This is a genomic window from Kitasatospora sp. NPDC042419, from assembly GCF_056437345.1.
In genome coordinates, this window is the sequence record NZ_JBWKAW010000004.1 from 488065 (window position 1) to 513697 (window position 25633).

20 protein-coding genes are annotated in these 25633 nt (G+C 73.4%); 13 read left to right on the forward strand and 7 right to left on the reverse strand.

The window, feature by feature from the left end:
* The first annotated feature begins 5 nt into the window (after positions 1-5).
* The 7 genes from AC067J_RS11970 (at position 6) to AC067J_RS12000 (ending at position 6025) form a co-directional block, all read left to right on the forward strand.
* Entirely contained in the window at positions 6-911 is a 906-nt protein-coding gene (locus tag AC067J_RS11970) for a glutamate ABC transporter substrate-binding protein (RefSeq protein ID WP_478298092.1), read from the forward strand.
* Positions 912-925: 14 nt separating this feature from the next.
* Positions 926-1570: an amino acid ABC transporter permease gene (locus AC067J_RS11975; RefSeq protein ID WP_478298094.1), complete on the forward strand. Its 645-nt coding sequence runs from the start codon at positions 926-928 to the stop codon at positions 1568-1570.
* Complete coding sequence (locus tag AC067J_RS11980) at positions 1567-2436, forward strand: amino acid ABC transporter permease (RefSeq protein ID WP_478298096.1); 870 nt, start codon at positions 1567-1569, stop codon at positions 2434-2436. The genes AC067J_RS11975 and AC067J_RS11980 overlap by 4 nt, the downstream gene beginning before the upstream one ends.
* Positions 2437-2561: 125 nt before the next feature.
* The gene (locus AC067J_RS11985) at positions 2562-3476 is read left to right on the forward strand and encodes a LysR family transcriptional regulator (RefSeq protein WP_478298097.1); all 915 of its coding nucleotides are present in this window, start codon (positions 2562-2564) and stop codon (positions 3474-3476) included.
* Between the two features lie 98 nt (positions 3477-3574).
* Positions 3575-4141, forward strand: coding sequence for a cysteine dioxygenase family protein (locus AC067J_RS11990; RefSeq protein ID WP_478298099.1), 567 nt, complete (start codon positions 3575-3577; stop codon positions 4139-4141).
* 7 nt (positions 4142-4148) lie between these two features.
* Positions 4149-5231, forward strand: coding sequence for a YeiH family protein (locus AC067J_RS11995; RefSeq protein ID WP_478298100.1), 1083 nt, complete (start codon positions 4149-4151; stop codon positions 5229-5231).
* A gap of 86 nt (positions 5232-5317) precedes the next feature.
* Entirely contained in the window at positions 5318-6025 is a 708-nt protein-coding gene (locus tag AC067J_RS12000) for a spermidine synthase family protein (protein ID WP_478298101.1), read from the forward strand.
* A gap of 56 nt (positions 6026-6081) precedes the next feature.
* Here AC067J_RS12000 and AC067J_RS12005 read toward each other — a convergent pair whose 3' ends face one another.
* The 4 genes from AC067J_RS12005 to AC067J_RS12020 form a co-directional block, all read right to left on the reverse strand.
* Positions 6082-8367, reverse strand: coding sequence for a glycosyl hydrolase family 18 protein (locus AC067J_RS12005; RefSeq protein WP_478298103.1), 2286 nt, complete (start codon positions 8365-8367; stop codon positions 6082-6084).
* 409 nt (positions 8368-8776) lie between these two features.
* Positions 8777-10837 carry a hypothetical protein gene (locus tag AC067J_RS12010; RefSeq protein ID WP_478298105.1) on the reverse strand — a complete coding sequence of 687 codons (2061 nt, stop codon included), beginning with the start codon at positions 10835-10837 and terminating at the stop codon, positions 8777-8779.
* Between the two features lie 177 nt (positions 10838-11014).
* Positions 11015-11773: a TetR/AcrR family transcriptional regulator gene (locus AC067J_RS12015; protein WP_478298201.1), complete on the reverse strand. Its 759-nt coding sequence runs from the start codon at positions 11771-11773 to the stop codon at positions 11015-11017.
* Between the two features lie 197 nt (positions 11774-11970).
* The gene (locus AC067J_RS12020; RefSeq protein ID WP_478298107.1) at positions 11971-12480 is read right to left on the reverse strand and encodes an NUDIX hydrolase; all 510 of its coding nucleotides are present in this window, start codon (positions 12478-12480) and stop codon (positions 11971-11973) included.
* 62 nt (positions 12481-12542) lie between these two features.
* On the opposite strand from AC067J_RS12020, the gene AC067J_RS12025 reads away from it, so the two are divergent.
* Positions 12543-13763, forward strand: coding sequence for a serine hydrolase domain-containing protein (locus AC067J_RS12025; protein WP_478298109.1), 1221 nt, complete (start codon positions 12543-12545; stop codon positions 13761-13763).
* Between the two features lie 43 nt (positions 13764-13806).
* Here the strand turns inward: AC067J_RS12025 and AC067J_RS12030 are convergent, their stop codons facing one another.
* From AC067J_RS12030 to AC067J_RS12040, 3 genes are all read right to left on the reverse strand, one after another.
* Positions 13807-14130 carry a nuclear transport factor 2-like protein gene (locus AC067J_RS12030; RefSeq protein ID WP_478298111.1) on the reverse strand — a complete coding sequence of 108 codons (324 nt, stop codon included), beginning with the start codon at positions 14128-14130 and terminating at the stop codon, positions 13807-13809.
* A 234-nt stretch (positions 14131-14364) separates the two neighbouring features.
* A complete protein-coding gene (exaC, locus tag AC067J_RS12035) occupies positions 14365-15888 on the reverse strand; it encodes an acetaldehyde dehydrogenase ExaC (RefSeq protein ID WP_478298113.1) in 1524 nt (507 codons plus the stop codon).
* 256 nt (positions 15889-16144) lie between these two features.
* Positions 16145-17092: a terpene synthase family protein gene (locus tag AC067J_RS12040; protein WP_478298115.1), complete on the reverse strand. Its 948-nt coding sequence runs from the start codon at positions 17090-17092 to the stop codon at positions 16145-16147.
* 292 nt (positions 17093-17384) lie between these two features.
* Between AC067J_RS12040 and AC067J_RS12045 the strand changes: the two genes are divergently transcribed.
* The 5 genes from AC067J_RS12045 to AC067J_RS12065 all read left to right on the forward strand — a co-directional run bounded on the left by AC067J_RS12045 (position 17385) and on the right by AC067J_RS12065 (position 25551).
* Positions 17385-20447 carry an ATP-binding protein gene (locus AC067J_RS12045; protein ID WP_478298116.1) on the forward strand — a complete coding sequence of 1021 codons (3063 nt, stop codon included), beginning with the start codon at positions 17385-17387 and terminating at the stop codon, positions 20445-20447.
* Between the two features lie 235 nt (positions 20448-20682).
* Positions 20683-21765 (forward strand): aldose epimerase family protein, encoded by a 1083-nt coding sequence (locus AC067J_RS12050; protein WP_478298118.1) that lies wholly within the window; start codon positions 20683-20685, stop codon positions 21763-21765.
* Between the two features lie 439 nt (positions 21766-22204).
* A complete protein-coding gene (locus AC067J_RS12055; protein WP_478298120.1) occupies positions 22205-23482 on the forward strand; it encodes an extracellular solute-binding protein in 1278 nt (425 codons plus the stop codon).
* Between the two features lie 115 nt (positions 23483-23597).
* The gene (locus tag AC067J_RS12060) at positions 23598-24602 is read left to right on the forward strand and encodes a carbohydrate ABC transporter permease (RefSeq protein WP_478298122.1); all 1005 of its coding nucleotides are present in this window, start codon (positions 23598-23600) and stop codon (positions 24600-24602) included.
* A 43-nt stretch (positions 24603-24645) separates the two neighbouring features.
* Entirely contained in the window at positions 24646-25551 is a 906-nt protein-coding gene (locus AC067J_RS12065) for a sugar ABC transporter permease (RefSeq protein ID WP_478298124.1), read from the forward strand.
* The last annotated feature ends 82 nt before the right edge of the window (positions 25552-25633 follow it).

Sequence of the window (25633 nt, forward strand, 5' to 3'; positions counted from 1 at the left end):
CGCCCGTGAAGAAGACCGTGACCGCCGCCGTCGTGGCGGCCGCCGTGGCCGCGACCGTGCTCGCGGCCGGCTGCGGCAAGGAGGGCACCCCGCCGCCCAAGGGGCCGCAGCCCAGCGCGCTGCCGAGCTACCAGGTGGAGAGCGGCGCCGGGATCACCGGCTCGCCGACCCTGGACGCGGCGCGCAGCCGGGGGCACCTGGTGGTCGGCGCCAAGGAGGACCAGCCCTACCTGGGCCAGAAGAACCCGGCCACGGGGGTGTACTCCGGCTTCGACATCGAGATCGCCAAGATGGTCGCCGCCGACCTCGGCTTCGCCCCGGACCGGGTCGAGTTCAGGACCATCGCCTCGGCGAACCGTGAGACGGCACTGCAGAACGGCCAGGTCGACTACTACGTGGGCACCTACACGATCAACGACAACCGCAAGAAGCTGGTCGGCTTCGCCGGGCCGTACTACCTGGCCGGGCAGTCGCTGCTGGTGCGCCGGAACGACGACACCATCGACGGGCCGGAGGACCTGGACGGGAAGAAGGTCTGCTCGGCGGCCGGCTCCACCCCGTACCAGCGGATCCAGAAGGACTACCCGAAGGCCAGGCTGATCGGCTACGACACCTACTCGGCCTGCGTCGACAACCTGATCACCTCCCAGGTGGACGCGGTGACCACGGACAACACCATCCTGATGGGCTACGCGGCCAAGGTGCCGGAGGAGCTCAAGGTGGTCGGGCCGCTGTTCTCCCAGGAGCCGTACGGGATCGGCACGCCGAAGAACGACACCGTGCTGCGCGGGGCGCTGAACGACGCGCTGGCGCACCACGAGGAGAACGGCGACTGGCGGAAGGCCTACGACGCGACCCTCGGCCTCTCCGGGGTGCCCGCGCCCACCCCGCCGCCGATCGACCGGTACTGAGGAGGGGCCGGCCCGTGAAGACGCTGACCGACAACTGGTCGACCTACTGGGAGGGCTTCCTCGGGACCCTCTCGCTGTTCGTGGTGAGCGCGGTGCTGGCGCTGGTGCTCGGCGTGCTGGTGGCGAGCTTCCGGGTCTCGCCGGTGAAGCCGCTGCGGGTGTTCGGCACCACCTGGGTGACGCTGCTGCGCAACACCCCGCTGACCCTGCTCTTCTTCATCGTGGTGCTGGGCCTGCCGCGGTTCGACATCACCCTGCCGTTCTTCACCTTCGCGGTGCTCGCGCTCGGCTGCTACACCTCGGCGTTCGTCTGCGAGGCGATGCGCTCGGGGGTCAACACGGTGCCCACCGGGCAGGGCGAGGCGGCCCGCAGCCTGGGGATGACCTTCGGCCAGACGATGAGCCTGGTGGTGCTTCCGCAGGCGTACCGGTCGGTGATCGCCCCCCTCGGCAGTGTGATGATCGCTCTGGCGAAGAACACGGCGATCGCCGGCTCGTTCAGCGTCACCGAGCTGCTCGGCACCTACCGGACCATCAACGAGCTCGGCTACAGCATCGTCTGGACCTTCGTCTGGATCGCCGTCGGCTACCTGATCATCACGCTGGCCGTCAGTGCCGTGTTCAACCTGCTGGAACGACGACTGGCGGTGTCGCGATGACGGTGGAATCCTCGGCGCTCTACGACATCCCGGGCCCCAAGGCGCTCGCCCGGCACCGGCTGTACGGCGCCGTCGCGCTGCTGGCGATCGCCGCGCTGGTCGGCTGGATCGTCTACATGCTCTTCCACACCCAGCAGTTCACCGAGCAGAAGTGGATGGCCTTCGAGTACGTGGGCGTCCAGGAGCTGCTGCTGCGCGGGCTCGCCAACACCCTCAAGGCCTTCGGGTGGACGGTGCTGTTCGCGCTGCCGTTCGGAGCGCTGTTCGCGGCGGGGCGGCTCTCGGACCACCGGGTGGTGCGCTGGTTCTCCACCCTGGTGGTGGAGTTCTTCCGGGCCATGCCGCTGCTGGTGATGATCTTCTTCATCTTCGTCGCGCTCAAGGTCGAACCGCTCTGGGCGCTGGTGGCGGGGCTGGTGCTCTACAACGGCTCGGTGCTCGCGGAGGTGTTCCGGGCCGGCGTGCTGGCGGTGCCGAGGGGGCAGAAGGAGGCGGCGTTCGCGCTCGGCATGCGCAAGACCCAGGTGATGGCGTACGTCCTGGTGCCGCAGGCCAACCGGGCGATGCTGCCGGCGATCATCAGCCAGCTGGTGGTGGCGCTGAAGGACACCTCGCTGGGCTTCCTGATCACCTACGAGGAGTTCCTGCACGCGGGCAAGCTGATCGCCACCAACCTGGACTACGACCTGCCGTTCATCCCGGTGGTGATGGTGATCGCGCCGGTCTACATCGGGATGTGCCTGCTGCTCTCCTGGTTCGCGCGCTGGGTCGAGCGGCGCAGCCGGCGCAGCCCGAGCATGCACGGCGGGGCGCCGGTGGCCAGCGCCGACGTGTCGATGGGGCTGCCGACGGCGCCCCGGCAGTAGCCGCCGGGTGCGCGAGGGGCGGGCGGTTCGCCCGTAAACCATAGGTGCGGAGGAGGTCTGGCTCTGCTCCTCCAAACTCTGCTTATGATTGCCGGGACGTGGCACGGCGGCCGGGCGGAGGGGCAGTGGAGCCGGTATTCGACTCGCGGCACATCAGGACCTTCCACGAGGTCGTCCGGGCGGGCTCCTACTCGGCGGCCGCCCGCGAACTCGGCTACACCCAGCCCGCCATCACCCAGCAGATGAAGGCCCTGGAACGGACCGTCGGCCTCCCCCTGTTCACCCGGGCCGGGCGCGGACTGCGGCTCACCGAGGCGGGCGAGGCGCTCTCCCGGCACGCCGAGCGGATCCTCGGCAGCCTCTCCGCCGCCCAGCAGCAGCTCGCCGCGCTGGCCCGGCTGCGCGCCGGGCGGGTCCGGGTCTGCGCCTTCCCCAGCGCCAACGCCACCCTGATCCCCGAGACGATGGCCCGGCTGCTCGCCGAGCACCCCGGCGTCCGGGTCGAACTGCTGGAGGCCGAGCCGCCGGACTCCGTCCAGCGGCTGCTCCGCGGCGAGTGCGACATCGCGCTGGCCTTCCGTTATCCGGGTGCGCCGGCCGAGGTCCCGGCGGAGCTGGACGAGATACCGCTGATGGAGGACCTGCTGACCGTGCTCCTGCCGGTCGGCCATCCGCTCGGCCGCCGGCACGCCGTCCGGCTGGCCGACCTCGACGGCGAGCGCTGGATCGCCGGCTGTCCGCGCTGCCGGGCCAACCTGCTGCACGTCTGTGCGGAGGAGGGGTTCGCGCCCGACATCGTGTTCTCCACCGACGACAACCTCGCCGTGCAGAGCCTGGTCGCCGCCGGCGTCGGGATCGCCCTGATGCCGGCCCTGGTGCTCTCCTTCATGTGCCACCGCAAGGTCACCGGCCGGGCGGTCGAGCCGCACCTGCGCCGCCGGGTCAGCGCGTACGTGCTCCGCGAGCACCGGCGGATCCCGGCGACCGCGCTGGTGCTGGACCACCTGCGGTCGGCGGCCGCGCTGCGGGTCGGGTGCTGACCCGGCCCGGCGCGGGGTCCGATTCATAAGCGCTCATTGGGGGATCGCTAAAGAACCCTCGTTGGACGTGATAGGTGGGCCGGGTCGAACCTGCTGGCATGACACCCTCAGCCACGGTCGGCAGCGGCCGGCTCACCGAGCGCATGACCGCCCTCGTCGGCGAGATCCGCGCGGTCGTGGACCGCGGCCTGCCCCCGGAACTCACCGCCTACCTGGTCGGCGAACGCCTCGCCCCGCACCTCGGCGACACCGAACTGCTGACCGCCGAGCAGCGCGAGGGCGACCCGGACCGTTACCGCCAGCACGTCCTGCACGCCGAGGACGACGGCTCCTTCTCCGTCGTCGCGCTGGTCTGGCTGCCCGGCCAGCGGACCCCGATCCACGACCACGTCTCCTGGTGCGTGGCCGGCGTCCACCAGGGCCAGGAGAGCGAGACCCGCTACCGGCTGGTCTCCGACGGCCGCACCGCCCACCTCGTCGAGACCGAGCACGTGGTCGGCCCCGCCGGTACCGTCGCCGCCTTCGCCCCGCCCGGCGACATCCACCTCGTCCGCAACGCCTGCGCCTCCACCGCCATATCCATCCACGTCTACGGCGCCGACGTCGCCCGGCTCGGCACCAGCATCCGGCGGGTCTACCGGCTGCCCGCCGGCGACCCCCGGTGAGCCCCGCATGGCACTGACCGTCCGGGAACGGCGCGTCCGCACCCGCTCCCTTCCCCCGCTCGGCGGGGACGCCCCCGGCCTGCTGCTCGCCGCGCTCGGCGTGGCCGCCGCCTTCGCCGTCCACCAGGCCGTCCCCGCCGTGCCCAAGCTCACCGCCGCCGTGCTGCTCGGCGTCGCCGCCGCGCACCTGCCCGGGCTGCGACCGCTGGTCCGGGGCGCCGCCCGGCCCGGGCTCTCCACCGCCGGGCGGCGGCTGATGCGGCTCGGCATCGTGCTGCTCGGCCTCAAGCTCGGACTGGACGACGTGCTCGGCCTCGGCTGGGCCACCGTCGCGATGGTGCTCGCCGTCGTCGCCGCGACCTTCGCCGGCACCTGCTGGCTCGGGCGCCGGCTCGGCCTGCCCGGCGACCAGCCGCTGCTGGTCGCCACCGGGTACTCGATCTGCGGCGCCTCGGCGATCGGCGCGGTCAGCCAGGCCGCCGGCAGCGAGGAGGAGGACGTCGCCGCCTCCGTCGCCCTGGTCACCCTCTGCGGCACCCTGGCCATCGCCGTCCTGCCGCTGCTCCAGCAGCCGCTCGGGCTGGACGAGGCCGAGTTCGGGCGCTGGGTCGGTGCCAGCGTGCACGACGTCGGACAGGTCGTCGCCACCGCCCAGACCGGCGGGACGGGCGCCCTGCGCGAGGCCGTCCTGGTCAAGCTGATGCGGGTGGTGCTGCTGGCCCCGCTGGTCGCCGGCGTCGTGGTGGCCGCGCGACGGGCCCGGGCCCGGGCGCGGACCGGCCCGGCCGAGGGCGCCGGGGACGGCGCCGCCGGCGGGGCGGCCGGGAAACGGCCGCCGCTGGTGCCGCTCTTCGTCGCCGGGTTCCTCGCGATGATCGTGCTGCGCACCACCGGGCTGGTGCCGGAACGGGCGCTCGGCCTGGCCGGTGACGCCCAGGAACTGCTGCTGGCGGCCGCGCTGTTCGGGCTCGGCAGCGCCGTCCACCTGCCGACCATGGCCCGTACGGGCGGGCGGATCGCGCTGCTCGGGCTCGGCTCCTGGGTGATGGTGGCCGGGGTCTCGTACGCGGGGGTGCTGATCACGACGTGACCGGGCCCGGTGCGGCCTCCGCTATTGTCGGGCGGGTAGTCCGAGCCCCCGACCGGGGCTCCCGAAGGCCGGAGAGGACCCGCAGCATGTCCACCGCACTGCCCGAACGGGACGGTTTCGACACCGTCGTCACGCTCGACCGGCGCGAGGGCCCCTACGGGGAGGTGGTGCTGCGGCAGCGCGGGCGGCACTACGAGATCATCGCCAACGGCTGCTTCCTGATGGACACCGCCGACGGGCGCTCCGAGCGGCTGCTGATCCAGGCGGCGCTGGACGAGCTGGACCGGACCGGCGCGGTGGAGCGGCCGGCGGTGCTGATCGGCGGGCTCGGGGTGGGCTTCTCGCTGGCCTACGCGGCGGCCGAGCCGCGGTGGGGGCGGATCGCCGTCGTCGAGCGGGAGACCGCGATCATCGACTGGCACCGGACCGGGCCGCTGGCCGCCGTCTCCGCCGGCGCGCTGGGTGACGGGCGGGTCGAGGTGCTCCACACCGACCTGCTGGAGTACCTCGCGGCGGCGGACGGTGCGCGCTACCACGCGCTCTGCCTCGACATCGACAACGGCCCGGACTGGACCGTCACCGACTCCAACGCCGGGCTGTACGGCGCGGACGGACTGGCCGTGCTCTGGCACCGGCTGGAGCCGGGCGGGGTGCTGGCGGTCTGGAGCGCGCAGCCGTCCGCGGCCTTCGAGGAGGCGCTGCGAGCGGCGGGCTTCCTGGACGTCGTCACCCACGAGATCCGGGTGGCCCGGGGCGTTCCGGACGTCGTGCACCTGGCCCGCCGCGCGCGGTGAGCGCACGACGGGCCAGGCGGGTCTGAACCGGCCCGCCGGAGCGGGCCGTCGTCGGGTTACTTCAGGCCGTTGTCCACCGCGGCCATCAGCTCGCCGTTGGGCGTGTCACCGTCGAAGGCCCAGATCATCGCACCGGCCAGGCCCTGGGACTTGATCCAGGCGGTCTTCCGGGCGATCTCGGTCGGGTCGTCGTAGCTGTAGAAGACCGAGCCGTTGTAGATGTACGCGTAGCCGGCCACCGGGTCCCGGTAGATGGTGTAACCACCGCTGGTGGCCATCTGCTTGAGCTTCTTGTAGTCCTCGAACCCGGCCTCGTAGGTGCCCGGGCCGGGGCCCGTCGCGGTCTGGAAGAGGCCGTTGGTGGTGCCGCGCGGCACGCCCGTCCAGCCCCGGCCGTAGAACGGGATGCCCAGCGTGAGCTTGCTCTTCGGGGCGCCGCCGTTCACGTACGCGCCGATCGCGATCTCGGAGCTGAACTGCCGGGCCGGCGGGTTCGGGTCGCCGGCCGCGACCTTGATGGCGGACTGCTGGTTGGTGACCATCTCCCAGCCGCCGTGGTAGTCGTAGCCCTGGATGGTGGCGAAGTCGAAGGCGCCGAACAGGCCGGGGATGTCGATGCCGGCGGTGATCTTCGCCGGGTCGGCCGGGAGGAAGGCGCTCAGCGTGTAGTGCTTGTTGGTGGTGGCGCCGAGCGCGTCCAGCTGGCGGCGGAACTCCTGCGCCAGCAGGGTGTAGTTGGCCTTGTCGGCGGGCCGGAAGATGTTGCCGGTGTGCCCGTCGGAGTTCGGCCACTCCCAGTCGAGGTCGATGCCGTCGAAGATGCCGGCCGCGCTGCCCGCGCCGCCACGGCCGTCGATCACCGGCAGGTTGCCCTTGATGTACATGTCGATGCAGGAGCTGACCAGCGCCTTGCGGGAGGCGTCGGTGGCGGCCGCGTCGGAGAACCACTTGCTGTACGACCAACCGCCCAGCGAGATCTGGATCTTGAGGTTGGGGTACTTGGCCTTGAGCTGCTTCAGCTGGTTGAAGTTGCCGGCCAGCTTCTGGTCCCAGGTGTCGGTGGTGCCGGCCACCGAGCTGCCCGCGTCCCAGCCCTTGCCGAAGTCGGCCCAGGCGTCACCGGCGCCGTCGCCCGCGTTCGGGTCGTTGTCCGGCCCGGCCGCCTTGTTGGTGATGAAGCACTGCTTGGTGCTCGGGTGGATGTTGGCGAAGGCGTAGTTGAGCGTGGTCAGCCGGCCGGCCGAGCCGGAGGTGTCGAGCTGCTTCACGCTGTAGCCGCGGGCGTAGATGCTCCACTGGGTGAAGTAGCCGATCTTCAGCGCACCGGGGTTGGTGCCGCCGGGCTTGGTCTTGCCGGTCACCGGGCCGGACGCCGGAGAGACGTTGCCGGCCGCGTCGCGGGCCTTGACCGTGAAGGTGTACTCGGTGTCCGGCGCCAGGCCGCCGACGGTGGCGGACGCGCCGGTGACGGTCGCGACCACCGTGCCGCCGGCGTAGACGTCGTAGGCGGTGACGCCGACGTTGTCGGTGCTGGCGGTCCAGGTCAGCGAGACCGAGTTGGAGTCCGTGCCGGTCACCGTGGGAGTGCCCGGGGTGGTCGGCGCCTGCCGGTCCTCGACCGGCGGCAGGGTCGTCGCGCCGACCGGCCCGGCAGCCGCCGAGCGGTTGCCCGCCGCGTCGAAGGCCTGGACGGTGAACTGGTAGGTGGTGCCCGCGGTCAGGCCCTGCACGGTGGCTGCCGTGGTGGCGCCGTCGGTGGTGGCCACCTTGGTGCCGTCGCGGTAGACGTCGTAGCCGGTGACGGCGACGTTGTCGGTGCTCGCCGTCCAGGACAGGCCGACCGAGGTCTGGGTGACGTTGCCCGCCTGGAGGCTGCCCGGGACGGTCGGCGCGGTCTGGTCCCCGCCGGTTCCGTCACACGGCTGGCCGTTCAACTTGCAGTTCAGCAGCGGCTTGTAGGCACCCGAGTAGGCGATGTTGAAGCCGACGTTGTACGTGCCGCCGACCGGCAGGGTCGACGCCCAGCCGGGGTTCTTCACCGTGACGTGGGAGGCCGAGGTGGTGTACGTCGCGTTCCAGAGGCCGGCCACGGTGTTGCCGGTGGGCAGGTCGAACTCCAGCGTCCAGCCGTTCAGCGGGGCGCTGGAACCGTTGGTGATGGTGTAACTGGCGTCGTAGCCGGTGCCCCAGTCGCTGCCCTTGGTGAAGGTCGCGGTGGCGGACCCGGCGACGGCCTCGGTCGAGCGGGCGTTGGCGATGGTGGCAGGGAGGGCGGCGGCGAGCAGCGGGACGAGCAGTGTCCCGGCCGCGAGCAGCGGCAGGCTGATCCGACGTCTGCGCATGGATAAGGCTCCTGTCCTGGGGTCCCGGGGCAGGCCCGGACGCCCCGTTACCCGTGGGGAGGTGTCAGGTGCGTGGAGCAGCGTGCTCCGGCCATGGGGGCGGCACGGAACCGGAGACCTCGGGCCGTCGGGGTGCCGCGGAGGATCCTGTGCCGAGAGTAGGGAGCCGATCGGCAACTGGCAATAGGTCTGTACCAGTTACCGGTCGTGGGCATGACGGGCCTTGCCGTGGGGCCCAGTTGACCTGCGGTGTCGCCAACTGCCGCCCGGTGGAGTCATGTTGCGGAACCAACCGGCGGGGCGGCGGTGGAGCGGTGGCGGGGCGGGAGTGACTCCCGGCGGCATCGCCGGGGCGGCCGTCGCTCCGGAGGGGCGGGAGCGACGGCCGGGGTGGCCGGACGGTGCGGGCTCAGCCGAACGGGCTGCTCTCGGGGGCCGCGGCCGGCGGCGGGGCGGGGCGGTCCTCCGGCTGCGGGGCGAAGGGGTTGAAGTCCGGCGGCGGGACCATCACCGGGGTGCCCTTGGGCCTTGGCCCGGGTCCGTCGGTGCCCCCGGTGCCGTCCCCGGCGGGCACGGCCTGGGCAGCCGGGAAGGCCGGCGGGCCGGAGGGCGGCGGCGGGACGGGGGAGGGCTGCAGCGGGAGGGTGGTGCCGAACGGGTCGCTCGGACGGTCGGCCGCGGTCACCGTGCCGAAGGGGTCGGCGACCGGTGCGGCGGGGGGCGGGCCCGCCTGGAGGTGCGGGGTGGGCGGCGCGGCCGGCTGCGGGGCGAAGGGGTCGAAGTCCGGCGGCGGGACCATGACGGGGGTGCCCTTGGGCCTGGGCGGCAGAGCGGCCTCGTCACCGAGCGCGGCGCCGCCGGTGCCGTCGCCCGCGCCGGCCGTGTCGCCCGCGCCGGCCGTCCGGCCGGTGTCGGCCGTGTTGCCGGTGTCGGCGGGGACGAGGATCGGCTGGGGCGGGGTCGGGTCGGCGACCGGCGCGAAGGGGTTGAAGTCGGCGGGCGGGATGCGGACCGGAGTCCCCCGGAGGTGGACCGGGAGCGGCGTGGCGTCGGCGGGCGGGGCGTCGGCGGGCAGGGCGTCGGCCGGTGCAGCGGCCGCGGAGGTCGCGGGGGCCGCCGGGTGGAACGGGGGCGCGGGGTCGGCCGGCGCCGGCGGGACGTCCTGGGCCGGTGCCGGGTCCGGCGGTGCGACCGTCTGGGTCGCGGCCTGTGCGGCCGTCTGCGCCGAGGCCTGTGCGGCGGCCGGGAACGCCTCCTGGGCGGCCGCGGCCGGGCCGGGCACGGTCGGCGCACCGGGCAGGCCGTCCCAGCCGAACTGCACGCTCTTCAGCAGCTCGGCGAAGACGTCCGTGTACAGCTCCCAGTCCTGCGGCTGGGCGGTGCTGAGCTGGACGCAGAGCACCGAGACGCCGTCCGGCAGCGGGACGAACGCCTCCACCACCGAGGTGACCGCCCAGCGGCGTACCCCGTCCGCGGCCAGCGGGCCGGGGACCGGGACGCTGCGGCCCTCCACCAGCACGGCGGCCGGACCGGCCGGCAGCAGCACGGTCCAGACCTCGGCGTGCCGGCGGACGGTCGCCAGTTCGGTGGCCAGCCCGGTGATCGGCAGCGGGTGCCGGGCGAGCGAGACCACCAGGGTGGCGTCGGCCGGCCGGCCGTCCAGCTGGAGGGCGCAGACGCCCGCGTAGACGGCGCCCGAGGCGGTGACCACGTCCGCCAGGGCGGCGGCGATCACCGCGAAGTCGCGGCGGGCGGCCGCACCGGTACCGCTGAACAGCTCCTCCGCGGTCTCCGCGAGGTGCACGGCCAGTTCGGCGGCGGCGGCGCCGGTGGCCGGGGCCACGCCCCGGACGGCCGGGACGCCGCCGACCGGGCCGGTGGGCACGGTGCGGGCGGAGACGCCGGGCGGCCCGCCCGGGGAGGTGAGCGGATGGAAGCCGGGCGGGACGACCAGGCGGACCTCGGCGCCGGCGCCGGTGGCGAGCTCCACCGGCTGCCGGGTCTGCTGCCCGGCGGCGAGCGCGGCCAGCGCGGCGGTGAACGGCGGGCGGAGCTTGGGGTCGGCGGGCTCGCCGGTCACCGGGAGCTCGAACCGGTCGGCCGCCGGAGCGCCGTCGGCGCCGGCCGCCGCGCCGCGGACCGGGCCGTCGGCGCCGTATCGGGCCAGCAGCGCGCCGGTCGCCAGCGCGGAGACCCCGGCACCGGTCCCCGGGCGGGCCGTACCGGCGGTGACCACGGTGCCGAGCCGGTCGACGGCGGTGTGCACCGGGCCGTTGGGGGCGAGCGGCAGGTCGAAGAGTGCCTCGGCGGCCGGGTGGACGGCCGACCGCAGGGCGGTCAGCGAGGCCGCCGGGTGGCGCGAGGTCCGGGCGTCGAAGAGGGCGTCGGTGAGCGTTCCGAGCGTCGCGGACACCCGCTCCGCCGCTGCGAAGGGGTTGACCTCCGCGCTGAACTGGCCGTCCTGGGTCAACTGTTGAGCCCCCCGCTCTGCTCGGTGTGCGTTCGGTGGTCCGGGGATCGGTGCCCGGGGGTGACCGGCGGGCCGTCAGATCCGTGCACATTCCTATCAGAGGCCGCCGACGTGGCAGAACCTGCCGTCAGGGCGCGTCCTGCGGCGGTCCGTCGGCGGGGCCGCCCGGGCCGTCCGTCAGCGGGGCGGCTCGTCGGCGGCGGGCGCTGCCGCGGCGGTGGGTGCCGGGGGCCCGGGTGCGACGGCCAGGGCGGTGACCGCCTCGGCGAGGCCGGGGACGGCGAACAGGCCGGCCAGGTCGCGGACCAGCCGTCCGGTCGGCCCGTCCGGGCGCTCGTCGGCGAAGAAGCCGGCCAGCTCGGCGGCGAGCGCGGGCTCCCGGGCGGCGGTCAGGGTCAGCGCGGCGACGAACTCCTGCACCAGGTGCAGTTGGAGCTCCTCCAGCGGCACCGAACGGTCGGCCAGCCACTCCAGCGAGGTGATCTCGGCGTTGGCGATCCAGGCCCGGACGGTGAGCCGCAGGGCCGGGCCGGGCGAGGGGAGCGCCAGGTGGCCCAGGATCTGGTCGTGCGCGGCCCGCCGGACCTCGTCGATCACCGCCGAGGTGTTGGTGCTGGCCGCCACCGAGCCGCCGCGCAGCAGCGCCGCGAAGCCGGGGCCGTGGCTCTGCACGAAGTCCAGGTAGCGGCCCATCACCCGGTACAGGCGCTCGGAGAGCGGGCCCTCGGCGGGCTCCTCGAACCGGGCCGCCAGCTCCCGGCCGGCGCGCCGCAGCGACTCCTCGTACAGGGCCTGCTTGCCCGGGAAGTAGTGGTAGACCAGCGGCCGGGAGGCGCCGGCGGCGGCCGCGATGTCGTCGATCGACACCTCCTCCGGCGGGCGGAGGCTGAACAGCTCCAGCGCGACCGCGATCAGCTGCTCGCGCCGCTCGTCCACGCTGAGGCGCCGGCGTGTCCGCTCGCCGCTCCCGCGCGCGGACCGCTCCGCGCGCTCCGTACGGCCCGGGGGCTCCGGGAGCTCCGCCTGCTGCGGGCCTTCGGGCCGTTCCGGACCCTCCGGTCGTTCCGAGCGCGAGGGCGCGGGGGAGGGAGCCGACGGCGTGCGGGATGCCATGCGCGCCACCCTATCCGGCGTCACCCGGCGTACCGCTCCAGGTAGCGACGGTACGCCTCGCGGCCGTCCGGCACGAACTCGTCACGGGCCAGGCGGTCCGCCAGCTCGTCCGGGGTCAGCCAGGCGTGCCAGCCGACCTCCGACTCCTGCGGGGCGACCGGGCCGTCCCACTCGGCCTCGTACACGTCGGACCACCAGGCGAGCCCGCCGCCCCGGAACAGGAACCGGAACAGCGGGCGCGGGACGATCCCCTCGACGCCCAGCTCCTCCTCGGCCTCCCGGACGGCCGCGTCCCCGTACGTCTCGCCGGACCCCACCACCCCGCCGACGAACATGTCGTAGGCGCCGGGGGCGAACAGCTTGGTCTCGGTGCGCCGGTGGACGAAGATCCGCCCGGCCGGGTCGCGGACCAGCACGAAGGCGCACCGGTGGAGCAGCCCCTGCCGGTACACCTCCCCGCGCACGGCGGTCCCGATCACCCGGTCGTGCTCGTCCACGACGTCCAGCAGCTCTTCGGCAGGGTTGGTCATGACCGACAGGTTAGGGTTTCCGGGCGGTTCACGGACACACGAACGATCGAGGGCGGCGCGCGGTGGTTGAGATCTGGGGCGAGACGGCCGAGGGCTTCGAGCCCGTACGGGACGCCTTCGCGCACAACTTCCGCGAGCACGGCGAACTCGGCGCGGCCTTCGCGCTGTACGTGCGCGGCCGCAAGGTGGTCGACCTGTGGGGCGGCGACGCCCGGCCCGAGGTCGGCGGGCGGCCCGCGCCGGCCGTGCCGTGGACCGCCGACACCGCGCAGGTGCTGCGCTCCGTCACCAAGGGCCTGACCGCCACCACCGCCCTGCTGCTGGCCGACCGCGGGCAGCTCGACCTGGACGCGCCGGTGGCCTCGTACTGGCCGGAGTTCAAGGCGGCCGGCAAGGAGCGGGTGCCGGTGCGCTGGCTGCTGTCGCACCAGGCCGGGGTGCCGGCGCTGGACGTGCCGCTGCGCCTGGAGGACGTGCTCACCTGGGAGCGGGCGGCCGCCGCGGTGGCCGCCCAGGCGCCCGCCTGGGAGCCCGGCACCGCGCACGGCTACCACCCGTACACCTTCGGCTGGCTGGTGGGCGAGGTGGTGCGGCGGGTGAGCGGCCGCACGGTCGGCCAGTACTTCGCCGAGGAGATCGCCCGGCCGCTCGGCCTCGACCTGTGGATCGGGCTGCCGTCCGGCGCCGCGCCGCGGGTCGGCCGGCTGGTCGACCTGCCGGCGCCTGCGGCCGCCCGGACCGGGCCGAGCGGGCTGCGGCTGCGCCCCAAGCAGGCGGTCCGGGACGCCTACCAGGACCCCTCCTCGCTGACCGCCCGGGCGTTCGCCTCGGTGCGGCCCGGGGTGGACCTCAACGACCCGGCGGTGCAGGCCGCCGAGATCCCCGGCGCGGGCGGGATCGGCACCGCCCGCTCGCTGGCCCGCTTCTACGCGGCACTGGTCGGCGCGGCCGACCGGCACGGCGGCAGCGGCGGGACGCTGCCGCCGCTGCTCGGACCGGAGGTGCTGGCCCGCGCGGTCGGACCGGTGGTCAGCGGACCGGACCGGGTGCTGATCGTCAACTCGACCTTCGGACTCGGCTTCTTCCGGCACGGCCCGACCGCGCTGATGGCCTCGCCGGCGAGCTTCGGCCACCCGGGCCGGGGCGGCTCGCTGGGCTTCGCCGACCCGGACCTCGGGATCGGGTTCGGCTACGTGACCAACGGCATGCAGCCCGGCGTGACGGGGGACATCCGCTCCCGCACGCTGATCCGGGCGGTGCGGGGCTGCCTGGGGCTCGCCTGAGCGGACATCAGGCCTGGCCGGTACATCAGGCCTGCCCGGTACATCAGGCCTGGCCGGTCTCGAAGCGGCTGATCCGGCCGCCGTCGACGGTGAACCGCCAGGCGGTGCGCATCTCGCCCCAGGTCTCGTTGCTGTAGTTGGCGACCAGCGCGCGGCCGCCGTCGGACTCCGACTGGACGTCCATGTGGCCGCGGCTGGTGAAGATCTCGCGGTCGATCCAGTCCTGCAGGTCGCGGTCGGAGCCGTCGTCGGACATCGTCGCGTCGGGGGTGAGCAGCGAGACGAAGGCCTCGCGGTCGCCGGCGTTGATCGCGGTGACGGCGGCGCGCACGGTCGGGTCGGACAGTTTGGCGGTGGAGATGGTCATCCGGTCTCCCAGGGGTGAAGGGTCGGTACCTCCTGTTTAGGGCGTCGGCCGGGACTCGCCGGGCATGTCGGCGGCGCGTCGGGGATTTGGCGGTATTCATGTGCTTAGATCCCGATACGGGTGATTTGCCCCTCGGGGCGCCCGGCTGAGCCACGGGGAGTGGCGTACGGAGTGGGAAGTCGGCCGGCCCGACTTCCCACTCCGCGTTTCCCCGGGCGCCGTGGCTCCCCGGTGCTAGAACAGGCCCTGGGCCTCCTGCGAGTAGCTGACCAGCAGGTTCTTGGTCTGCTGGTAGTGCTCCAGGACGGCCTTGTGGTTCTCCCGGCCGATGCCCGAGTTCTTGTAGCCGCCGAACGCCGCGTGGGCGGGGTAGGCGTGGTAGCAGTTGGTCCAGACCCGGCCGGCCTGGATGGCGCGGCCGGCCCGGTAGGCGGTGGCGCCGTCACGGGTCCAGACGCCGGCGCCGAGCCCGTACAGCGTGTCGTTGGCGAGCGCGACGGCGTCGTCGAAGTCCTCGAACCGGGTGACGGCGACGACCGGGCCGAAGATCTCCTCCTGGAAGATCCGCATCCCGTTGACGCCCTCGAAGACCGTGGGCGTGACGTAGTAGCCGCCGGCGAGGGAGCCGCCGAGGTCGGCCCGTTCGCCGCCGGCCAGCACCTTGGCGCCCTCGGCCTGGCCGATCTCGATGTAGGAGAGGATCTTGCGGAGCTGCTCGTCGCTGGCCTGCGCGCCGACCTGGGTCGCGGTGTCCAGCGGGTTGCCCTGGCGCAGCCCGCGCACCCGCTCCAGGCCGTCGGCGAGCAGCCGGTCGTACACCGCGGACTCGACCAGCGCCCGGCTCGGGCAGGTGCAGACCTCGCCCTGGTTGAGGGCGAACATCGCGAAGCCCTCGACGGCCTTGTCGTAGAAGGCGTCCCGCTCGGCGGCGACGTCGGCGAAGAACAGGTTGGGGCTCTTGCCGCCGAGCTCCAGCGAGACGGGGATCAGGTTGCCGCTGGCGTACTGGGAGATCAGCCGGCCGGTGGTGGTCTCGCCGGTGAAGGCGATCTTGCGGATCCGGTCGCTGGAGGCCAGTGGCCGGCCGGCCTCCAGACCGTAGCCGTTGACCACGTTGAGCACGCCGGGCGGCAGCAGGTCGGCGGTCAGTTCGGCCAGCAGCAGGACCGAGGCGGGGGTCTGCTCGGCGGGCTTGAGCACCACCGCGTTCCCCGCCGCCAGGGCCGGGGCGAACTTCCAGACCGCCATCAGGATCGGGAAGTTCCACGGGATGATCTGGCCGACCACGCCCAGCGGCTCGTGGAAGTGGTACGCGACGGTGTCCTCGTCCAGCTGGGAGAGGCCGCCCTCCTGGGCGCGCAGCGCGCCGGCGAAGTAGCGCAGGTGGTCGACGGCGAGCGGCAGGTCGGCGGCCAGGGTCTCGCGGACGGGCTTGCCGTTCTCCCAGCTCTCCGCGACGGCGAGCCGCTCCAGGTTCTGCTCGATCCGGTCGGCGACCCGCAGCAGGACCTGGGCCCGTTCGGCGGGCGGGGTGCGTCCCCAGGCCGGGGCGGCCGCGTGGGCCGCGTCGAGCGCGGCCTCGATGTCCTCGGCGGTGCCGCGGGCCACCTCGGTGAAGACCTCGCCGGTGACCGGACTGGGGTTCTCGAAGTACTGGCCGAGGACCGGTGGCGCCCACCGGCCGCCGATCCAGTGCTCGTAGCGGGGGCGGTAGCTGACGATGGATCCGGGCTGGCCCGGGGGCAGGTAGACCGGCATGCTCTGGGTGCCTCCTCGCGCTGTCGAGGCACCGCCGCGGCGCGCGGGCCGGGCGGTGCGCCGGGCAGCGAAGGGGGCGGCCCGGCGGAGAGTACGGACACACACGCGGGTCGGGCGCCCCTGGCGGGGCACCCACCGGGCAGCACCCTAGCCGGGCACGGCCGGTTCGGCTACGGTCCGTACGGCGGGGATCGACGGAGGGTGGCGGTTTCCGGTCGTTCCCGGCCGGCGGACCGCCGGCGGCCGGCTCCGCCCCTCAGGCGGCCTGGTAGCGACCGGTACGGCGCTCCCAGGTCAGGTAGCCGGCCAGCCAGGTGACGAGGCCGTCGGCGTACCGCTGGGCGAGGAGCCGTTCGACCCGGGCGAGGCCGAGCTCCCGGTGGACGTCGGGCAGCCGCTGGTAGAGCCCCCGGCAGCGTTCGACCATCAGCTGCGCCTCCCCCATCACCACCGCGCAGGCCTCCTCGGCGGAGCAGTTCCGCTCCCGCTGCACGATCATCACCAGGTTGTTGACGTCGCCGCGGGGCGCCTCCAGCGGGAACGACCGCACGTCGTTGGTGAGCGACGGGATGTCGGCGGCGAGCTGGCGGAGCTGGCGCAGCACCGGGTGGTGCAGGACGGCCGGCGGCACCTCGAAGTGCCCGAGCCGTTCGACCATGTCGAAGATGGTCTCCATCGCGGCGGTGCCGCGCCGCAGGACCAGGTACCCGTCGCGGTCCGGGGGGCGCGGGGAGATCCGGCCGGCCGCCTCGGCGGGGTGGCTGGCGAGGTACCACTCCCAGTTGTACGCGGCGCGTGCCTGCCAGCGGGCGGGCATGCCGTGGGCGCTGCGCTCCCAGAGGTCGGCGAAGGCGGTCTCGACGGGGGAGTCCTGGCGGGGGCGGGCGCCGTGCAGGACGCCGATCAGCCGGTCGCAGATCGGCGCGACCTCGGTGGGGCGGCGTCCGAGCGGTCCGTCGAACTGGTCGTCGAACAGGAAGTAGAAGCCCATCAGGTCCGCGGCCAGGGCGAGTTCGTCGGGATCGGTGTCGGGGTAGCCGAGCGCGGCGAGGTCGACCACCTCCCAGTGCGCGTACGACGGGTGGGTCGGGTCCGGCAGCAGCGGGTGGCGGGTCAGCCAGGCGCGGTGCAGTTCGGTGGCGTACGGCCCGTGGGGACTGCGGCGGTGCGGGAACGGAATCTGAAGTGAGGTGTCGTCAGACATCGGACTCCCGGGCGGCGAAGGGTGGGGGTGCTGGCGTTACCGGTAATGACTGTGGGGGGAGTTGGGGGAAGCGGCCGTGCGGGGAGGTGCGACTGTGCCATGATCAACTGGCCGTGCGGGGCGTAGAGTATCCGATGCAATGATCGGACGTTAGGGATATAGGGCAATTGCCCTTGGCAAGCCCTTCGAACCCTCGATCTCGGCCCCGGCCTGCGTGAATGGATTCCAAGGCGCCTCCGGCGGCGCTAACCTCGGCTCCACGAGCAGGGATCGGCGAGGCGGAGGCGCGACGGTGACCGAGCGGGAGAACGAATTCCGGGCGGAGGCGCTGCCCGGCGGGCGGGAGGCGGCAGCCGCCCCGAACCGGGTCAGGCTGCGCGACCGCGACGCCGAACTCCGCTCGGCCGAGGCCGCCGTGGACAAGCTCTGCCGCGAGTTCGCGGCCGGCGGCACCGAGATCGGCGAACTGCTCACCTTCTCCGGCCGGCCCGGCATCGGCAAGACCACCCTGCTGCACGAGGTCCGCCGCCTCGCCAAGCTGCGCCCGGGCGCCACCGTGCTCTTCGCGCGTGGCGGCGAACGCCAGTTCAACGAGCCCTACCACGTCCTGCGCCAGCTGCTCCAGCCCGCGTTCGGCAGTCTGGACCCCGGGGAGTTCCGCCAGGTCATGGGCACCTGGGAAGAGGTCGTCGGACCGGCGATGGGCCTCAAGCAGCCCAAGCAGGGCGCCCGCCGCCTCGACCCCCAGGGCGTCCGGGACGGCCTCGACTACGTCCTCACCCAGCTCGCCCCGCGCCGTGCCCCGCTGGTGATGATCGTCGACGACCTGCACTGGGCCGACCTCGAATCGCTCGCCTGGCTCTCCCAGTTCGCCGTCCGCGCCCGCGAGCTGCCCGTGCTGCTGGTCTTCGCCTACCGCGACGACGTCGCCGACTGGCAGCAGGAGTCCCAGGAGCACCACGGCGCTGTCACCGGACTCGCCACCCGCAAGCACGAGTTGAGCCGCCTCTCGCTCGTCGCCGTGACCGACATGATCCGTGCCGAACTCGGCGCCGGCGCCGAGGACGCCTTCTGCTACGAGTTCTGGAACGTCGTCAACGGCAACCCCTTCGAGGTCGTCGCCCTGCTCGACCAGGTCCGCGACCAGGAGCTGGACCCGGTCGAGGAGAACGCCCAGCAACTGCGCGAACTCGCCGTCGACGCCACCGGGATGACCCTCAAGAGCTGGCTGGACCGGCTCGGCGCCACCACCCTGCGGTTCGCCTGGGCCGCCGCGATGCTCGGCACCGACATCCGGCAGGACCTCGCCGCCCGGATCTCCACCCAGAGCGCCGAGGGCGCCCGCGAGTCCGTCAAGGAACTGCGCAAGCAGCGGGTGCTCACCCAGACCCCGAACGGCAACCTCGAATTCGTCCACCCGCTGATCGCCAGCTCGATCTACAACACCATGCCGGAGGCCACCCGGACGGGCATGCACGGCGTGGCCGCCGCGGAGATCGAGAACGCCGGGCTCGGCCTGCTCGCCGCCTCCCGCCACCTGGTGGAGACCTTCGCGGGCGAGGGCGACGACCGGACCGTCCGCAAGCTCCGCCGGGCCGCCGCCGAACACCTGCTGATCGGCGCGCCCGAGGCCGCCCAGCGCTGCCTCCACCGCGCCCTGGCCGAGCCGCCGGACGACCAGGACCGCGCCGAGGTGCTGTACGAGCTCGGCTGCTCCGCGCTGCTCACCGACCCGATGGCCACCGTCAACCAGCTGAAGCTCGCCCTCGACCCGGAGGAGGGGCCGCTGCGCGCCTCGCTGCGGGTGGACGCCACCTTCCGGCTCTCCGAGGTGCTCGCCCACAGCGGTGAACTGCGCCAGGCCGCCATGGTCTGCCAGGACGAGGCCGAGCGGACCGTCGGAGACCCGGCGGGCCGGCTCAGGCTGGAGGCCGCCTCGTTCATGTGGCACGCCTACCGCAAGTCCGAGGAGGACGGCCCGGCCCGCTCCGCCCGGCTGGGCGCGCTCTGCGACAGCCTCTCCGGGCGGGACGCCGCCGACCGCGCCGTCCTCGCGATGCGCGCCTGGGACCTCACCCTGCGCGGCGAGCCCTCCGCAGAGGCGCTGCGGTACGCCGACGACGTCCTCGACAACGGCCGGCTGCCCAAGGGCCTCGGCTGGACCGACAACACCTGGGGCTTCGAGCTGCCCGCCACGCTCGGCCTCTCCTACACCTACAACGACCGCATCGCCCAGGCCGAGCGGCTCTTCTCGGACGCCATCATCCAGTTCGAGGTGGCCGGCTGGAGCGGTGCCCACCGCGGCTTCGCCTACTTCCTGATGGGCCTGGCCCGGTTCCGGCGCGGCCTGCTCGCCGAGGCCGAGGACTTCCTGCGCCGGGCGCTGCGGCTCTCCGAGCGGATCGGCCCCAAGCTGCCGCTCGCCTGGGACGCGGTCGGCGTGCTGGTCGACACCCTGATCGCCCGCGGCCGCCCCCGGGAGGCCTGGGACCTCGCCATCGGCTTCGGGTTCCACCCGCCGTACCACGCCACCGCGATGGTGCTGCCCGACGCGGCCTCGCTCTACGGCAAGCTGCTGCTCGCCGTCGACCGGCCCGCCGGCGCGGCCGCCGCGCTCACCGAGGCCGGCGCCCAGCTGGACCTCCGCGGCTGGCGCAACACGGTCTGGGCGCCCTGGGCCGGACACCTGGCGATCGCCCTCGCCGGGGACGAGCCGGAGCGCGCCCGCGAGTACGCCCGGCGGTCGGTCGCGGACGCGGAGCGGTTCGGCACCGCCTCGGCGATCGGCACCGCGCTGCGGCTGCACGCCCAGATCGAGGACGGCCAGCAGGCGGTCGAGCTGCTGGAGCGGGCGGTGGAGCACCTCGGACAGTCGCCCGCCGGCTACGAGCACGCGGTGGCCCTGGTCGACCTCGGGGCCGCGCTGCGCCGGGTCGGACGGCTGGAGGACGCCCAGGAGTACCTGTACCAGGGCATCGAGCTGGCGCAGCACTGCGCGGCCGACGGACTGGTCGACCGGGCCCGGCGCGAGCTGGCCAACTACGGGCTGCGGCCCAACCGGCTGGGTGACGTCCGCGAGATGCTCAGCCAGCCCGAGTGGGACGTCGCCCGGCAGGCCGTCCGCGGTGTGCCGCCGCAGCGGATCGCCGAGGAGCTGGAACTCCCGCTCAGCCTGGTCAACCGCCGGCTGGCCGCCGTGTACCGCAAGGCCGGCAGCGGCCCGGACGGCCTGGCCGCCGCGCTCGGCCTGCAGCCCGGCCGACGGGGCGGTCGGCAGGAGGGTTCCGACCCGGACGGCTCGGGTCCGGACGGTGCCGGGCCGGACGGTGCCGGGTCGGGTGCTGCCGGGACCTGACGGTTCCCGTTCGAACGGCGCCGGGGAGCGCGCGTGGCGAACGGCGGGCGCGTGGCCTCGGCGTGTCCGGCGGCGGGTGAGGCGCCGGGCGGCGCGCAGGGGCCTCATGAGCGCCCCCGCCGCCGCCCTGCTCGTTAGGCTTTCGCCCACCGGGCCGCCGCGGCGGAACCCCCGGGACGGGACCCAGGAACCAGCGCGGCGGCGCTGCACCGCCGCCGCCAGTGAGGAGCAGGCCATGGCGACGCCCCCGGCGAACGGGCCGCAGGCGACCACCGTGCGGCACGAGCCCTTCGAGCCCGCGGGCGCGGGCGCCGCCATCGAGCGCTGGACGCTGCGGGCGGGCCCGTACGAGGCGAGCGTGCTCACCCTCGGCGCCACCCTGCACACCCTGGTCGCGCCCGACCGGCAGGGCCGCCGGGCCCAGCTGCTGCTCTCCACCGAGCGGCTCGCCGAGGTCCTCGGCCCGGCCCGCCACTACGGCACCGTGGTGGGCCGGTACGCCAACCGGATCGACCGCAGCGCGGTCGGTGTCGACGGCGAGGAGTACCCGCTGGCCCCGACCGGCGGCGGGGTCACCCTGCACGGCGGCCCGGACGGCTTCGCGCACCGGATGTGGGCGGCCGAGGAACTGCCCGGCGGCGTCCGGCTGCGGCTGCACAGCCCGGACGGCGACCAGGGCTTCCCGGGCGCGCTCGACGTCACCGTCGACTACACGCTCGACCCGGCCGGCGAGCTGGGCATCTCGTACCGTGCCGTGACGACCCGGCCGACGGTGCTCAACCTCACCAACCACGCCTACTTCAACCTGGCGGGGGAGGGCACCGGCGACGTCCTCGGCCACCTGCTCACCCTGGACGCGGACGGCTACACCCCCGCCGACGAGCGGCAGATCCCGTACGGCCGGGTCGAGCCGGTGGCCGGCACGCCGTTCGACTTCACCACCGCCCGGCCGATCGGCAAGTCGGTGCACGACGAGCACCCGCAGCTGGCCGGGCCCGGGGGGTACGACCACAACTGGGTGCTCCGGCCGCGTCCGGCCGACGGCGCCCCGGCCCGGGCCGCGCTGCTGGAGGAGCCGGTCAGCGGCCGCACCCTGGAGGTGCTGACCACCGAGCCGGGCATCCAGGTCTACACGGCCAACAAGTTCCAGGGCGCGGTGACCGGCGCGAGCGGGGTGGCGTACGGGCCGTTCGCCGGGATCGCGCTGGAGACCCAGCACTTCCCGGACTCCCCGCACCACCCGGCCTTCCCGAGCACCGTGCTGCGCCCGGGGGAGGAGTTCCGCTCGGTCACCGTGCTGCGGCTGGGCGTCGCCTGACCGCGGTGCCCGGCTGACCCCGGCGCCCGGTCCGGCAAGGTCAGGCCGGGCCGGGTCGGCCTGACCTGGCCGGGCCGTGCAGGCCGGTCAGGCAGTGCTGTGCGGGTGCCCGGGCACCCGCGCAGTCGCGTGCTGCAAGATACTTTCACCGGGTTTTCAGTACGGAGGGTGGCCCCGGCGGCTCCGGCCGACCGGGGTGAACCGGACATAGCGCCACAACTTCCACACCTGTCAACTACCGTGCGGCAACGTGAAGGACACGTGGGCGTAACGATCGCCGTTTCTTGCAGAAACTTGCTGCAAGGGCTTTCCGCGACGATTGCCCCGCTGTTAACTTCCTTCCGAGCCCGACGGCAGCAACGGTGCGGTCGGCGCGAGGCAGCCATTATGCGCCTGCCTCCCTACATCTCGGGCACCCCCACCCTCCCAAGGAGTTCTCATGCGGCGTGGCATCGCGGCCTCTGCCCTCGTTGTGGCCCTCGCGGTCTCGATGGCTGCCTGTGGCAGCAGCGGCTCCAGCTCGGACGGCAAGGCCGACGGGCCGGTCACCCTCACCTACTGGGACACGTCGAACGCCACCAACGAGGCGCCGAACTACCAGGAGCTCGTCAAGAAGTTCGAGGCCGCCAACCCGGGCGTCAAGGTCGACTTCGTCAACGTGCCGTTCGACCAGGCGCAGAACAAGCTCCAGACCGCGATGGGGGCCAAGGGCGCTCCGGACGTCTTCCGCTCCGAGGTCGGCTGGACCGCCGCCTTCGCCAAGGCCGGCTTCCTGGAGCCGCTGGACGGCACCCCGGCCGCCGCCGACAGCGCCAAGTTCCAGCCCAGCCTGATCGAGCAGGCCAAGTACGAGGGCAAGCTCTACGGTGTCCCGCTGGTCACCGACACCCTCGGCCTGCTGTACAACAAGGAGCTCTTCGCCAAGGCCGGCATCACCGCCGCCCCCGCCACCTGGGACGAGCTGAAGACCGCCGCCGCCGCGGTCAAGGAGAAGGCCGGCGTGGACGGCTTCTGGCTGAAGGCCGCCGACGGCTACTACGCGATGCCGTTCCTGTTCGGCGAGGGCACCGACACCGTCGACGCCAAGGGCAAGAAGATCACCGTCACCTCGCCCGAGGCCGTCAAGGGCATCGAGACCTACAAGACGCTCTTCACCTCGCCCGGCACCGCCAAGGCCGACGTCACCACCGACGCCTACGCGCACATGATGGACGCCTTCAACAGCGGCAAGGTCGCGGCGATCGTCCAGGGCCCCTGGGAGATCACCAACATCTACAAGGGCACCGCCTTCGCCGACAAGACCAACCTCGGCATCGCGCCCGTCCCCGGCGGCTCCGCGGGCAAGGCCGGCGCCCCCACCGGCGGCCACAACATCTCCGTCTACGCGGGTGCCGACAAGGCCCACAAGGACGCCGCCGAGAAGTTCGCCGCCTTCATGACCTCGGCCGAGAGCCAGGCCTTCGTCGCGCAGAAGAACTCCACCCTGCCGACCCGCTCCGACGCCTTCACCCCCGAGGTCAAGGCCGACCCCGGCATCGCCGGCTTCCAGGCGGTCCTCTCCAGCGCCAAGCCGCGCCCCGAACTGCCGGAGTACAGCTCGCTGTTCGCCTCGCTGGGCACCAACCTCGGCAAGATCGTCCAGGGCACCTCGACCCAGGACGGCCTGAACACCGTCGCCACCGACTACGCCAAGCTCCTCCCGGGCTTCGCCAAGTAGTCCCACCCGTAGCCGTCCGGCCCGCCGCCACCCCTCCCGCGCGGGCCGGACGGCCGGACCCGTAGCAGCAGTCGCCGAAGCGAGGCGGCGGACCTCCCCGAGAAGGTGTCGAACAATGTCAGTCGCCGTGCAGGGCGCCACCGGCAAGGGCAGCCGGGAGCGCGATCCGCGTCCGGGCCTGATGGAGCGCCTCAAGCGCTCGTACGCCAAGCACTGGTACGCCTACGCGATGATCGCCCCGGTCGTGCTGGTGCTGGGCGTGCTGGTGCTCTACCCGCTCGCCGAGGGCATCTGGCTCACCCTCACCGACGCCAACAGCCTCAACGCCGCCCGGAAGATCGGCGTCAGGGAGATCCCGGCCAGCTACCACTTCGTCGGCTTCGACAACTACGCCGACATCCTCTGGGGCCCCGGCTCGTACGACCGCTTCTGGTCGCACTTCGTCTGGACCATCGCCTGGACGGTGCTCTGCGTCTGCCTGCACTACACCATCGGCCTCGGCCTCGCCCTGCTGCTCAACCAGAAGCTGCGCGGCCGCGCGGTCTACCGGATGCTGCTCATCCTGCCCTGGGCCGTGCCGACCTTCGTCACCGTCTTCTCCTGGCGCCTGATGCTCGCCGACGGCGGCGCCGTCAACGGCCTGCTCTCCGCCCTGCACCTGCCCGAGCCCGGCTGGCTGGACGACCCGACGGCGCAGAAGGCCGCCGCCGTCCTGGTCAACACCTGGGTCGGCGTGCCCTTCATGATGATCTCGCTGCTCGGCGGCCTCCAGTCGATCCCGGCCGAGCTGTACGAGGCCGCCGAGATGGACGGCGCCACCGCCTGGCAGCGGTTCCGCCACGTCACCCTGCCGGGGCTGCGCACCGTCTCCTCCACCGTGGTGCTGCTCGGCGTGATCTGGACGTTCAACCAGTTCGCCGTCATCTTCCTGCTGTTCGGCGGCAACGGCGCGCCCGACGCCCAGCTGCTGGTCACCTGGGCCTACCGCCTCGGCTTCGGCCAGCAGCCCCGGGACTACGCGCAGTCCGCCGCGTACGGCGTGATCCTGCTGTCGATCCTCATCGTCTTCACCTCCTTCTACCGGCGCTGGCTCGCCCGCAACGAGCAGGCCAACGGCTGACGCCGACCGGTACCCAAGCGACCCACGAAGGCAGGTAACCCCGATGAGCACCACCACCGAACGACCCACCGCCCTCGCCGCTCCGGCGGCGGCCGCCAGGCCGGCCAAGTCCCGTCGCCGCGGCGAGGCCAGCCCGCTCGGCAAGTCGCTGGCGCACGGCGCGCTGATCCTGGCCAGCCTGATCGCGCTCTTCCCGGTGGCCTGGATCCTCTACGTCTCGCTCGGCCCGGACAAGACGGACTACCTCCACCCCGGCGAGATCTTCGACAAGATGACCCTGTCGAACTACCGCACGGTGCTGTTCGACACCGACTTCTTCACCTGGTTCGGCAACGCGTTCCTGGTCTCCGGCGTGACCACGGTGTTCGGCGTGCTGATCGCCGCCACCACCGGCTACGCCGTCTCCCGGATGCGCTTCCCCGGCCACAAGCCGCTGATGTGGTCGCTGCTGGTCACGCAGATGTTCCCGATCGCGGTGCTGATCGTGCCGATGTACACGATCCTCTCCGAACTCGGCCTGCTGGACAGCTACCTCGGACTGATCCTGGTCTACTCGACGACGACCGTGCCGTACTGCGCCTGGCTGCTGAAGGGTTACTTCGACACCATCCCGGTGGAGATCGACGAGGCCGGCCGGGTCGACGGGCTCACCCCGATCGGCACCTTCTGGCGGCTGGTGCTGCCGCTCGCCCGCCCGGGCCTGGCGGTGGCCGCGTTCTACTCCTTCCTGACCGCCTGGGCCGAGGTCGCCTTCGCCTCCACCTTCATGCTCAGCTCCGACAAGTACACGCTGGCCGTCGGCCTGCAGACCTTCGTCAGCGAGCACGACGCCCAGTGGAACCTGATGGCCGCCACCGCCGTGCTGATCGCGATCCCGTCGTCGGTCCTCTTCTACCTGGTGCAGCGCCACCTGGTGACCGGCCTGACCGCCGGCGCCTCCAAGTCCTGAGCACGCCCGGTCCGCGGCTCCTGACCGCGGTCCGCCGCGCCCGACCGCTTCCGCTCCCCCGATCTCCGCTCCTCTGATTCCC